Genomic DNA, 12,524 nt, shown 5'->3' with positions numbered 1-12,524 from the left:
GAGCGCTTCCGCCGTTGCAATACATTGCAGTGGAATGATCTGGGGCAATTGCCTAATTTGGGCAATTGCTTAATTTGGCAGCCGATGACGCCGCAGGACATCAGCGACCTGATCGTCCGGACTTCGATGAAGGACCGGGCTGCGTTCGATCTGCTCTACCGGCAGACCAGCGCGAAACTTTTCGGCGTCTGCCTTCGTGTATTGAAGGACCGGGGAGAGGCAGAAGAGGCGCTGCAGGAGGTCTTCGTCAAGATATGGACGAAGGCCGACCGTTTCGCCGTCTCGGAGCTAAGCCCGATTTCCTGGCTGGTGGCCATTGCGCGCAATCACGCGATCGATCGGATAAGGGCGCGGCGAGAGCCTGTCGCCTATATCGACGCTGCGCTCGACGTCGCCGATCCGGCGCCGGGACCGGAGGCTGCGGCTGTTGCGGGCGGTGAATCCGGGCGCATCTATCGTTGTCTCGACGAATTGGAAAAGGACCGGGCGGCGGCCGTCCGGGGCGCTTATCTGGACGGCGAAAGCTATGCCGAACTGGCGGCGCGCCATGACGTGCCGCTGAACACGATGAGAACCTGGCTGCGGCGCAGCCTGTTGAAGCTCAGAGAGTGTCTTGAAAGATGACGCTGGCAGAGGATGACGGACCGGAATCTGGAGGCGACGACCTGTTTGCCGCCGAATACGTTCTTGGCGTCCTGGCCGCGGACGAGCGCGAGATTGCGTCACGCCGCATCGACGCGGACGCCGCTTTCGCGCACCTTGTCGATGTCTGGGAGGCGCGTCTTTCGCCGATGGCCGACGCCTATCCGGAGACAGAGCCGCCGATCAGGGTCAAGGAGGCATTGGATCGCCGGCTGTTCGTCGCAGAGCCTCGCGCCGGCCTCTGGTCAAGCCTTGCCTTCTGGCGCGGCCTTGCAGCCGCTTCCGTCGCGGCGTTGGCGATCTATATCGCCGAGCCTTACCTCAACCCGCCGGCCGAGCCGCCGCGGCTCATCGCCTCGCTGGCTGCCGATGGCAGCGACGTCAGATACCTCGCCGTCTATGATGCCGCCCGTCGCGAGGTCGGCCTGTCGCATGTCTCCGGCGAGCGCGCCGCCGGCAAGGATTTCGAGCTTTGGATGATCGAGGGCAAGAATGCGCCGGTCTCTATGGGCGTCATCCCGGCCGGCCAGACCGCGCGTATGACCATCTCCCCGGCCGTGCAGGAAAAACTTGCGCAAGGCGCCGTGCTTGCGGTCAGCCTTGAACCGACCGGCGGTTCGCCGACCGGCCAGCCGACCGGCCCTGTGGTCGCTGCGGGCGATCTGAAGAGCATCTGATCGCCCCTGTCTGCTAATCACCCCTATCTGCCGATTTTTCGAGAAGATTTTAAATCTATCACCTGTGGTGACTTTGGCGGGGAAGCATGCAGGCTGTAAGAGTCCTGCCCTGAAAATCATGCTCGCCGTTATAAAAAATAAAATTTTCTCCTGAATGGGCGAAACTCGGGCATTTATCCCCCGTATCTCCTTGCGCCCCAAAGAGGGGAAAAAATAAACTGAGGAGATAGAAATAATGCGTAAGTTCGCCACCCTTTTGCTTGCCGGAACGGTCGCCGTCTCCGCGCTTGCCACCGCCGCCTATGCCGAAAATCCGATGGTCGGCGGCGCCGCCATGTATGCCACCAGGAACATCGTCGAGAACGCCGTCAATTCGAAGGATCACACGACGCTGGTCGCGGCCGTCAAGACCGGCGGTCTCGTCGACACGCTGCAGAGTGCCGGTCCCTTCACCGTGTTCGCGCCGACCAACGAGGCCTTTGCCGCCCTTCCGGCCGGCACCGTCGATACATTGCTCAAGCCCGAAAACAAGGACAAGCTGGTCAAGATCCTGACCTGCCACGTCATCGGTGCCAAGGCGATGTCAGCCGACGTCGCCAAGATGGCCATGGACGATGGTGGCGCGCACAAGGTCAAGACGGTTGGCGGCTGCGAGCTGACGCTCAAGGCCGAAAACGGCAAGGTCACCGCGACCGACGAGAACGGCAATGTCGCCAATGTGACCGTCGCCGATGTCGAGCAGTCGAACGGCGTCATCCACGTCATCGACAAGGTTCTCCTGCCGAAGATGTAACGAAGCGCCCGTCGCCAGCGAACATATGGCTGAGGCTCCATGCCGAGTGCGCGGGTTTCCGCTTGCGTGACCCGCGCAATCGACAGGCGTACACTCCGCACCGTCCGCTGTAAGTGTGGGGCAGGTGCGGAGTGCCCGGTGTCGGGAGCTGGCCGTCACCGGCTTTTGATTTCCATGTGACGGTCGAATTTGGCAAACGGAAAGAGGAGGAATGGTGATGATCCGGCGCGACTTTCTTTGGAGCGGTGCCGCTGTGGCATTGTTGGCAGGCACGGCAGCAGCGCTGCGCATCGGCAGGCCGCAGGACGCACACGCGGCCGAAACCTTCGAGGTCACCAAGACCGAGGCCGAGTGGCGCGCCATCCTGTCCGATGCGGCTTTCAATGTGCTGCGCAAGGAAGGCACCGAATATCCCGGCACCAGCCCGCTGCTCAACGAACACCGCAAGGGCATCTTCGCCTGCGCCGGCTGCGACCTGCCGCTCTATTCCTCCGATACGAAGTTCGATTCCGGCACCGGCTGGCCAAGCTTCTGGCAGGAGATTCCCAACGCCGTCGGCATGACCGCGGACAGGTCCCTCGGAATGACCCGAACCGAAGTCCACTGCCGCCGCTGCGGCGGTCATCTCGGCCATGTCTTCGACGACGGCCCGCCGCCGACCGGCTTGCGTCATTGCATCAACGGCGTCGCCTTGACCTTCAAGCCGGCCACGGCCTGACCTAAAGCGCTCGCGTTTGACCGGCCTCACGCGACGCGCTTTAGGTTGTTGTCTTATGCATGTCGTTATCGCAAAACCGCTGCGCACTTTTGCGCGACATGCATGAGAGCGCCGCGTCCTTTGGGGGCGCAAAATTGCGCGGTCAGTGTCCGCCGCCTCCGCCCGCCGGCTCGGCCGGCTTGCGGATGACCATGGTGAAGATCGCCAGCGTCGCGAACAGCGCCGTCAACAGATAGAACACGTCCATGAAGGACAGCAGCGAAGCCTGCTGCTGGACCATGCCGGACAGTTTCGAGATCGCCGCCTTGGAGGCGTCGAGGCCGGCATTCTGCTGGAAGTCGAGCGTCATGTTCTGCAGCCTGGTCTGCGCCTCGGCGCTGCCCCATTGCACATGCTCGGCCAGCCTTGCGTAGTGGAAGGCGCTGCGGTCGATCAGCACGGTGTTGATGACGGCAAGGCCGACGGCGCCACCGAGATTGCGGGTGAGGTTGAACAGACCGGATGCATTCTTAAGCCGGTCAGGCGGCAGCGTTCCAAGCGCGATGTTGTTGATCGGCACCATGCACAGCATCATCGAGGCGCCGCGTAGGATCTGCGGCAGCAAAAGCTCCCAGAAATCCCAGTCTGCGGTCAGATAGGTCATCCGCCAGGTGCCGGCAGCGAAGCCGAAGAAGCCGATCATCATCATCAGCCGCGGATCCATCTTGCGCGACAGGATGCCGGAAATCGGCGCTGTGACGAACATCGCCAGGCCGCTGACGAACAGCGCCTCGCCGATCATCAGGGAGTCGTAGCCGCGGATGCGCCCCAGATACACCGGATAGAGATAGGTCAGGCCGTAGAGGCCGATGCCGATGACGAAGGAGAACAGCGAGCCGAAAGCGAAGTTGACGTTGGCGAAGGCCTTCAGGTCCACGATCGGCTCCTCGGCAGTGAAGGCGCGCCAGAAGAACAGCACCGCGCCGGCCGTCATCAGGATGGCGCAGATGAACACGGCCTGGTCCTGAAGCCAGTCGTTGTTGGGACCTTCCTCGAGCACAAATTCCAGCGAGCCGAGGAAAGCCGCCATGCCGGCGAGGCCCCACCAGTCGAACTTGCGGAACAGGCTGAGATTGGGCTTGTCGAAGTCGATCAGCGACCATGCGGCTGCGGTCACCATGATGCCGGGCACCACATTGATCAGGAACAGCCAGTGCCAGGACATGGCATGGCTGATATAGCCGCCGACAGTCGGGCCGATGGTCGGCGCCAGCGTCGCCACCAGGCCGATCATCGGCGACACCATGGCACGGCGCGACGGCGGGAAGATGGTGAACGCGGCAGCGAACACGCTTGGGATCATGCCGCCGCCGATAAAACCCTGAACGGCGCGGTAGACGATCATCTGGTCGATGTTGGTGGCGGTCGCCGCCAGCGCGCTCGCGGCGGTGAAGCCGGCCGCGGAGACGGTGAACAGCACACGCGTCGACAGCATCCGGCTGAGAAAACCGGACAGCGGGATCATGATGACTTCGGCGATGAGATAGGCGGTCTGCACCCACGGAATTTCGTCGGAGCTGGCGCTCAAGCCGGCCTGAATCTCGGCCAGCGAGGCCGAAACGATCTGGATGTCGAGGATCGCCATGAACATGCCGAACACCATCGCCAGGAAGGCGATGATGCGGCGTGTGGGAATGGTATCAGGCGTAGCCGGCCTCGCCGGCGGCGATCCTGCTGTCGAGGTTGCGGTTGCCACGGCATTGCTCCCAAGCGGCCGCTCAGTTCGACGCCGAAGGTGCGGTGCGGCTGTCGACGGCGACGACGACGCTGAGGCCGGCGCGCAGCTTGCCTGTCTTCAGCACATCCGCCGGCACGTCGATGCGAACCGGGACGCGCTGCACGACCTTGGTGAAGTTGCCGGTGGCGTTTTCCGGCGGCAGCAGCGAGAACACCGCGCCGGATGCCGGCGCCAGCGACGAGACGGTGCCTTCGAAATCCTGGCCGTCGATCGCGTCGACCGAAATCCTGACCTTTTCACCAGGCACCAGCCGGGCAAGCTGGGTCTCCTTGAAATTGGCGACGATATAGAGCTTGTCCATCGGCACGATGACGGCGAGCTTCTGTCCGGGGCTGATCAGGTCGCCCTGCTCGACCGAGCGGTTGCCGACGACACCGTCATAGGGCGCGCGCAGCACGGTGAAGGACAGGTCGCGTGCGGCCTTGTCCCTGGCAAGCTGCAGCGACGCCAGCGTGCTTGCCGTCTCCGCGCGCTGCGCTTGGAGCACACCGATATTGGCCTCAGCCGCCGCGATCTGGGCGTCGGCACCGACAAGGGCGGCATTGGCCTGCTCGACCGCGGTCTGGGCATCGTCCAGTTGGGCCTGGGTGCCGACATGTGTCTTGAGCAATTGGGCGGCGCGCGCTTGGACACGCGCCGCATTGGCGGCGGCGGCCTGGTCGGCGGTCTTCTGCGCCTGCGCCTGCTCGAGCGAGGCGCGCGCCGCCTCGGTCTGGGCGTCGATACGATCGAGCGTCTTGCTCAAGGTGGCGATCTGCGCCTCGGCCTGGGCGACCGCTATTTTGTAGTCGCCATTGTCGACGACCAGCAGCGGGTCGCCGGCCTTGACCTGCTGGTTCTCGGTCACCTTGACCTGATCGACATAGCCGGAAATTTTCGGCGAAATGAACGCCATGTCGGCCTGGACATAGGCGTCGTCGGTGGAGATCATGAAACGGCCGTCGGTCCAGTAATCATAGCCATACCAGGCGCCTGCGCCCAGCAAGCCAAGCGCAATGATCGGCAACAGAAAGGAGCGTGCCGAGCGTCTCTTTTTGGCCGGCGCCTCGGCCGGAGGGCTTGTTGCGGGCTCAGTCAGTGGGTTAGGCGCTTCGATTGCCGGCGCAACCTTGGCGTTGGGAAAGGGACGGACTTCGGCGGTTGGGGTCGCGTTCGAGGACATGGCATCTCTCTTGGCATCGCTAGAAACCGGGCATCAGACTGAACCGTTCGGTTCGATGCTGACGTTGACTTAGCGCGGTGAGAGGCCCATATCAAGGGATGATCGAACCGATCGGTTCGAATTTTTTCGAGGTGTGACGTTATGACCGAGCCCGACAAGGACCAGTGCGATCCGCTGGATGGCCTGCGTCGCGGCCGCCCGGCGGCGGGACAGGACCCGGCCAAGCGCAGCCAGATCATCGAGGGCGCACGTCGTGTCTTCATCGACAAGGGCTTCGAAGCGGCGTCGATGAACGACATCACCCGTGAGGCCGGCGTTTCCAAGGGCACGATCTATGTCTACTTCGCCAACAAGGAAGAGCTGTTCGAGGCGCTGATCGAGGAAGAGCGCGGCACGATCTTCAAGAACATGTACGATCTGCTCGACCGCGCCGACGACCTTCGCGAGACGCTGGTGAAGTTCGGCAAGGTGCTGTCCCTCAAGATCACCTCGGCCAAGGTCGTCCAGGCGCAACGCACCGTGATTGGCGCGTCCGACAGGATTCCCGAACTTGGCGCGCGTTTTTATGAACGCGGCCCGAAACGCGGCCACGACAAGGTCGTTGCTTTTCTCAATGCCGCCATCGAGCGCGGCCTGCTCGAGATCGACGATGTCGATCTTGCCGCCTATCAGTTCACCGAACTGTGCCTGGCGGGCCTTTTTCGTCAGTGCATATTCGCCTACCGCACCAAGGCGCCAAGCCAGGCTGAAATCGACCACATCGTCAGGTCGGGCGTCGGCATGTTCCTGAAGGCTTACGGCACCGAAAGGCTTGTCACGGAAGAAAGCACCCAGACGATTGCGCTGGAGGCAAAATCCTAAAGCGCGTCGCGTTTGACCGGCCTCACGCGACGCGCTTTAGGATGTTGTTTTATGCATGTCGTCATCGCAAAACCGCTGCACACCCACGGGTCAAGCCCGAGGGCATGCTTTGGCGCGACATGCATTAGCCGCCATTGGCCGCCAGCACGATCGCCGCGCGCAGTTCCTCGAGGCCCTCGTTCTTTTCCGAGGACGTGGCGAGAACGAACGGAAACGCGGCCGGCCGCTTCTTGATCTTCTGCAGTGTCTCTTCGATCAATCGCGGCACCCCGGCCGCCTTGATCTTGTCGGTCTTGGTCAGCACGATCTGATAGGACACCGCCGCCTTGTCGAGCAGCGATAGCACTTCGTCATCCTTGGCCTTGATGCCATGACGGGCGTCGATCAGCACGTAGACGCGCTTCAGCGTGACGCGGCCCTTGAGATAGTCGAAGACGAGTTTCGTCCAGTCGTCGACCTTTTCCTTGGGCGCGGTGGCGTAGCCGTAGCCCGGCATGTCGACCAGCGCCATGGGCGGCAGGTCGGCGCCTTCGCCGGAAAACCCGCCCGGAACGAAATAGTTGAGTTCCTGCGTTCGCCCCGGCGTATTGGACGTGCGCGCCAGTCCCTTCTGATTGACCAGCGCGTTGATCAGCGACGATTTGCCGACATTCGAGCGGCCGGCAAAGGCGATCTCCGGCGGTCCTTCCGGCGGCAGGAACTTCATCGCCGGCACGCCGCGGATGAAGATCCACGGCCGCGTGAACAGCTCGATGCCGATCACGGACTTGTTCAACGCGTTCAAGCCGCTGCCTCCAGAACAGAAATATCGGCGCCACGAATGGCATTGAGGTTGCGGCTGATCTTTTCCACCGGCCAATCCCACCACGCCGCCGCCAAAAGCCGCCGGATGGTCCTGTCGTCGAAACGCATCTTCACCACCTTGGCCGCATTGCCGGCGACGATCGCATAGGGCGCCACGTTATGCGTCACCACCGACTTTGCCGCAACGATGGCGCCATCGCCGATCGCCACGCCGGGCAGGATCGCCGCTTCCATGCCGATCCATACATCATTGCCGATCACCGTGTCGCCGCGCAATTCCTTCGAACAGGTCGCCGGATCGAAACCCTCTTCCCAGCCATGACCGAAGATGTTGAACGGATAGGTCGAAAAGCCGGACATGGCATGATTGGCGCCGTTCATGATGAAGCGCGCGCCCTCGGCGATGGCGCAGAACTTGCCGATGATCAGCCGGTCGCCGATGAATGGATAGTGATGAAGCACGCATCGCTCGGCGAATTTGTCCGGCCCGTCCGGATCGTCATAATAAGTGAAGTCGCCGATCTCGATGTTCGGCGCCGTGACCAGCCCCTTCAGGAAGCCGACGCGGCTATGCATCGGGATCGGGTGCTTGATGTTGGGGTTGGGTCCGATCATGGTCTGGCTCCATCGACGAAACAACAGGTCAAAATAGTGCGATCCGCCCGGCAGCACCAACCGCGTGCGCAGCGGATCATCCTCACCTGTTCATCGACGCAGCGCCCCTGAAACGACAGCGGAGCTTATAGGTCGCGGCGGCGTCTATCGCCGCGCCGGGCTTTCCTGGATTCGGCAGAAAGGCAGCGCCGTCTATTCCGCCGGCGACGGTTTCTTCCGGAACAGCGCGACCAGATTGTCCCACAATTCGATCTTGGCGCCCTGCCGCTTCATGATCACGCCTTGCTGGATAATCGAAAGCAAATTGTTCCAGGCCCAGTAGATGACGAGGCCGGCCGGAAAACCCGCCATCATGAATGTGAAGACCACCGGCATCCAGGTGAAGATCATGGCCTGCGTCGGGTCCGGCGGCGTCGGGTTCATGCGCATCTGCAGGAACATGGTCAGGCCCATGATCAGCGGCCAGACGCCGATCATCAACATATCCGGCAGCGCGATCGGAATGAGGCCGAACAGGTTGAAGATCGAGGTCGGATCGGGCGCCGCCAGATCCTGGATCCAGCCGAAGAACGGTGCGTGCCGCATCTCGATGGTGATGTAGAGCACCTTGTAGAGCGCAAAGAAGACCGGGATCTGCAGCGCCACCGGCCAGCAGCCGGCGAGCGGATTGATCTTCTCGGTCTTGTAGAGCTCCATCATCGCCTGTTGCTGCTTCATCTTGTCGTCCGCGTATTTCTCGCGGATCTCGAGCATCTTGGGCTGCACCTTCTTCATGTTCGCCATCGACGCGTAGGACTTGTTGGCGAGCGGATAGAAGGCGGCCTTGACGACGACGGTGGTGGCCAGGATGGCCAGGCCGAAATTGCCGAAGAATTTGTACATCGTGTCGATCAGATAGAACATCGGCTTGGTGATCCAGATGAACCATCCCCAGTCGATCAAACGGTCGAACAGCCTGATGTTGCGGTCTTCCGCATAGGCGTTGACCTTGGCCACTTCCTTGGCGCCGGCGAAGATTTCGCTCTCGACTGTCGCCGACTGGCCGGCATCGACGGTGATCGGGTCGGTGAGGAAGTCGGCCTGGTAGCGCGGGCGGCCGTCCTCGAAATAGGCGTAACGCGGCTGGAACTGCTGCTTCTCGGTCGGCACCAGCGTCACCGCCCAGTATTTGTCGGTGATGCCCAGCCAGCCATCGGTCGACTTGCTCGGCGTGAACTGCTTGTCCTCCTCGATCGACGAATATGTGTGTTCCTGCAGGCCTTCCGTGCCGGTGACGCCGATCAGCCCCTCATGCAGCACATAGATGCTGGCAACGGCAGGCTTGTCGAAGCGGGTGACACGGCCGTAATTCGACAGGGTAATGGCGGCCGACCCCGAATTCTGCACCGTGTCCGACACCGTGAACATGTAGTCGCCGTCGACGGAGAAGGTGCGCTTGAAGGTCAGGCCCTTGTCGTTGGTGAAGCTCAGCGTGACCGGGGTCGCCGGCGTCAGCGTCGCATTGCCGTCGACGGTCCACACGGTTTCCGGGCCCGGCACCGTGCCGGTCTTGTCGCTGCCGATAAAGCCGATCTCGGCATAGTAGCCCGTAGGCAGCGCTGCCGGGTTGAGCAGTTCGATCTCGGGCGAGTTCTTGTCGACCGTCAGCCTGTAGTGCTTGAGCTTGAGGTCGTCGAGACGGGCGCCGGCGAGATTGATCGAGCCCTCCAGGCTCGGCGTGTCGATCCTGACGCGCTTCGTCGACGCCAGCGCCTGTTCGCGGCTGGCCAGCGTCGTGCCGTCAGTTCCAGGTGCATTGGGTGCATTGGGAATGGCGCCTTGCTGCGGCACCGGCGTGTCGCTGCCGCCCGGACTGGCGGCTTCGGCCGCCTTCTTCTGCTCCGCTAGCCGCTGCTCTTCGATACGGGCCGCCTCGCGTTGCGCCTCGCTGTGCGGCAGCACGTAAAAATACTGCCAAAGCGACAGGATCAGCACCGACAGCGCGATGGTGATGAAGAAGTTCCGGTTGTTTTCCATCGAAAGCCTTGGCCTATCGTGTTCCGCGCAGTCGGCGTGAGAGTTCGGCCTTCAACTGACCGAACGGAATGGCAAGCACATCTTCGCGCCCGACGATGACATAGTCATTGCCTGGCTTCATGTCATCCGCGGCATGCGTACGCACGGCTTCTCTCAGCCGCCGCCGGATGCGGTTGCGGACGACTGCGTTGCCGACCTTCTTGGTGACCGTGTAGCCGACGCGAGGCGCCGCTGCGTCGCTGCGGTCGAGAACCTCGACGAGAAAAAGCCGCCCGCGGCGCTTTTCGCCACGCCGGACGGCCAGAAATTCCGCGCGCTTCAGAAGCCGCTTGGGATGTGCTCCCACTGGCTTGCCGGTTGCGGGCAACGATCTCGTCTTCCGTTCAGGCGCTGAGCCGCTTGCGGCCGCGGTTGCGGCGGGCTGCGACGACGCCACGACCACCCTTGGTGGCCATGCGGGCACGAAAACCGTGCCGGCGTTTGCGGACGAGTTTGGACGGTTGGTAGGTACGCTTCATTTGTTTTAATACCGCGGGGTGCGGCCCTTCTTGATTCTGTCACTCTGTAACAGGAGCTTTGCCCGGCCGGCTTTGGCGCGATCGAAACCGCGCCGGGACGAATGGCCCGAGCGTGAGCGGGCTTATAGAAAGAAGGGTTTTGGAAGTCAATCCGGGGCCGACACCGGCCCCGACATTCCGGCGTCTCGGGCCAACGGCTGGCGTGTGGCCGAGGTCTGGGCGATCTTATCACTGATTGGGACGAAGGATGAAATTGGCAAAAAAGCCGCAATAGCCTAATCTTGGCCGATCAAGTGATCGTGAAGAAAAAGCAGCATGAGTGAAATCCCATCCGTGGACGAAAGCACCGATCGGGCGACCGCAGCCGCCCGCAGGGTGCCGTTGTCGCGTGGATTGTCGACAAAGCTCCTGCTGCTCACCATCGTCTTCGTGCTCCTGGCTGAGGTCCTCATCTTTCTGCCCTGGATCGCCAGCTACCGGCTGAGCTGGCTGAAAGAGAGGCTGAGCACCGCCGCGGCCGTCTCGATCGTGCTGGTGCAGGGAGAGCCCGCCTCGCTGTCGCGCGCTGCCCAGAACGATGTGCTGATGGCGATCGGCGCCAAGGCGATCGCCGTGCGCGACGGCGGTGTCTCGCGGCTTCTGGTGGTGGCTGAGATGCCGCCGCACGTCGACGAGCATATCGACATTGCCAATGTCGGCCTGATCGAGGGCATGACCGGCGCCTTGGACACGCTGTTGTTCGGCGGCGAGCGGATGCTGCGCGTTTTCGGGCCGGTCGGCGACAGCGATAAGGAATTCGAGCTGATCATGCCCGACTACAGCCTGCGCAATGCCATGCTCATCTATTCGCGCAACGTCGCCTTCGTCTCGCTGCTGATCTCGCTGTTCACCGCCATGCTGGTCTATGCCGCCATAGACCTGATCATGATCGGCCCGATCCGGACGATGACGCGCTCGATGCTGGCCTTCTCCGAGGCTCCCGACGACCCCGGGCGGATCATCCGCCCTGCTGCCCGCGCCGACGAAATCGGCGTTGCGGAGCGCGAGCTCTCGCAGATGCAGGAGCGGCTGCAAAAGATGCTCTCCGAGCAGAAGCATCTCGCCGACCTTGGCCTCGCGGTATCGAAGATCAACCATGACATGCGCAATATCTTGGCGTCGGCGCAGCTGATGTCGGACCGTCTGCGCCAGGTCAAGGACCCGACCGTGCAGGCCTTCGCGCCAAAACTGCTGCGCGCGCTCGATCGTGCCGTATCCTATTCGGAAGGTGTGCTTGCCTATGGCCGCACCCAGGAGCCGCCGCCCTCGCGCCGCAGGCTCAGGCTGCGCCAGCTGGTCGATGACGTCCACGGCCTGCTCGACACCGAAGGCGGCATAGAATTCGTCAATGCCGTCGAACTGGCTTTCGAGGTCGATGCCGATTCCGATCAGCTTTTTCGCGTGCTCACCAATCTTTGCCGCAACGCCGTCCAGGCGATGGCGGCGGACGCGGAAAGCGCGGTGGTGCGTCGGTTGGAGGTGTCGGCCGAGCGCGTCGGCAGCGTCAGCCGCATCACCGTCACCGACACCGGCCCCGGCCTGCCGCCGAAGGCGCGCGAGAACCTGTTCGCGGCGTTCCGCGGCTCGGCCCGCAGCGGTGGCACCGGCCTTGGCCTGGCCATCGCCCATGAACTGATCCGCGCCCATGGCGGCACGGTGGAGCTCGTCGAAAGCAGAGGCGGCCGCACCACATTCGCGGTCACCATTCCCGACCAGCCGGTCCGGCTCGACCAGGCCCGCAACGGCCTACGCCGTCCCGCCTGATCCTCGCCCGCCCGGTCCCCGTCAAGGCACAACAGCAAAACTTTTGCCGGATCGGCTTGCTTTTCGGAAATTCAGTCGCTAGGGAACACGTCACATCGCGGCCGGTCGTTAAGGATCGGATCGCGGGCCATTCAAAGC

At 62.7% G+C, this 12,524-nt stretch carries 13 protein-coding genes; 6 read left to right on the top strand and 7 right to left on the bottom strand.

All coding sequences use genetic code 11. The features are described from left to right. Positions 1–84 precede the first annotated feature (84 nt). The 4 genes from AC0L28_RS26015 to msrB all read left to right on the top strand — a co-directional run bounded on the left by AC0L28_RS26015 (position 85) and on the right by msrB (position 2,830). Positions 85–624 carry a sigma-70 family RNA polymerase sigma factor gene (locus AC0L28_RS26015; RefSeq protein ID WP_128175774.1) on the top strand — a complete coding sequence of 180 codons (540 nt, stop codon included), beginning with the start codon at positions 85–87 and terminating at the stop codon, positions 622–624. Beyond that, entirely contained in the window at positions 621–1,319 is a 699-nt protein-coding gene (locus AC0L28_RS26010; protein ID WP_128175776.1) for an anti-sigma factor, read from the top strand. Before AC0L28_RS26015 ends, AC0L28_RS26010 begins: the two co-directional genes overlap by 4 nt. Positions 1,320–1,554: 235 nt before the next feature. Continuing rightward, positions 1,555–2,112, top strand: coding sequence for a fasciclin domain-containing protein (locus AC0L28_RS26005; protein WP_128170233.1), 558 nt, complete (start codon positions 1,555–1,557; stop codon positions 2,110–2,112). A 217-nt stretch (positions 2,113–2,329) separates the two neighbouring features. After that, a complete protein-coding gene (gene msrB, locus AC0L28_RS26000; RefSeq protein ID WP_128170234.1) occupies positions 2,330–2,830 on the top strand; it encodes a peptide-methionine (R)-S-oxide reductase MsrB in 501 nt (166 codons plus the stop codon). A 142-nt stretch (positions 2,831–2,972) separates the two neighbouring features. Here msrB and AC0L28_RS25995 read toward each other — a convergent pair whose 3' ends face one another. Both AC0L28_RS25995 and AC0L28_RS25990 read right to left on the bottom strand, forming a co-directional pair. Further along, the gene (locus AC0L28_RS25995; RefSeq protein ID WP_287238507.1) at positions 2,973–4,505 is read right to left on the bottom strand and encodes a DHA2 family efflux MFS transporter permease subunit; all 1,533 of its coding nucleotides are present in this window, start codon (positions 4,503–4,505) and stop codon (positions 2,973–2,975) included. An 82-nt stretch (positions 4,506–4,587) separates the two neighbouring features. After that, entirely contained in the window at positions 4,588–5,769 is a 1,182-nt protein-coding gene (locus AC0L28_RS25990; RefSeq protein WP_473481080.1) for an HlyD family secretion protein, read from the bottom strand. 141 nt (positions 5,770–5,910) lie between these two features. Between AC0L28_RS25990 and AC0L28_RS25985 the strand changes: the two genes are divergently transcribed. Continuing rightward, the gene (locus AC0L28_RS25985) at positions 5,911–6,630 is read left to right on the top strand and encodes a TetR/AcrR family transcriptional regulator (protein WP_287291446.1); all 720 of its coding nucleotides are present in this window, start codon (positions 5,911–5,913) and stop codon (positions 6,628–6,630) included. Positions 6,631–6,754: 124 nt separating this feature from the next. Here the strand turns inward: AC0L28_RS25985 and yihA are convergent, their stop codons facing one another. The 5 genes from yihA to rpmH all read right to left on the bottom strand — a co-directional run bounded on the left by yihA (position 6,755) and on the right by rpmH (position 10,583). After that, the gene (gene yihA / locus AC0L28_RS25980) at positions 6,755–7,414 is read right to left on the bottom strand and encodes a ribosome biogenesis GTP-binding protein YihA/YsxC (protein ID WP_023801587.1); all 660 of its coding nucleotides are present in this window, start codon (positions 7,412–7,414) and stop codon (positions 6,755–6,757) included. Continuing rightward, the gene (locus tag AC0L28_RS25975) at positions 7,411–8,049 is read right to left on the bottom strand and encodes a CatB-related O-acetyltransferase (RefSeq protein ID WP_473481078.1); all 639 of its coding nucleotides are present in this window, start codon (positions 8,047–8,049) and stop codon (positions 7,411–7,413) included. Before AC0L28_RS25975 ends, yihA begins: the two co-directional genes overlap by 4 nt. A 192-nt stretch (positions 8,050–8,241) precedes the next feature. Then, complete coding sequence (gene yidC / locus AC0L28_RS25970; protein ID WP_128175791.1) at positions 8,242–10,065, bottom strand: membrane protein insertase YidC; 1,824 nt, start codon at positions 10,063–10,065, stop codon at positions 8,242–8,244. A gap of 13 nt (positions 10,066–10,078) precedes the next feature. Then, complete coding sequence (gene rnpA, locus AC0L28_RS25965) at positions 10,079–10,432, bottom strand: ribonuclease P protein component (protein WP_128175793.1); 354 nt, start codon at positions 10,430–10,432, stop codon at positions 10,079–10,081. Between the two features lie 16 nt (positions 10,433–10,448). Beyond that, entirely contained in the window at positions 10,449–10,583 is a 135-nt protein-coding gene (gene rpmH / locus AC0L28_RS25960) for a 50S ribosomal protein L34 (RefSeq protein ID WP_008833937.1), read from the bottom strand. Positions 10,584–10,898: 315 nt separating this feature from the next. Between rpmH and AC0L28_RS25955 the strand changes: the two genes are divergently transcribed. Beyond that, on the top strand, positions 10,899–12,386 hold the full coding sequence (locus AC0L28_RS25955) for an ATP-binding protein (protein ID WP_128175795.1): 1,488 nt from the start codon (positions 10,899–10,901) through the stop codon (positions 12,384–12,386). Positions 12,387–12,524 lie beyond the last annotated feature (138 nt).

The sequence above is a fragment of the Mesorhizobium sp. WSM4847 genome, from assembly GCF_055811335.1.
This window is presented reverse-complemented; position numbering and strand designations above follow the sequence as displayed.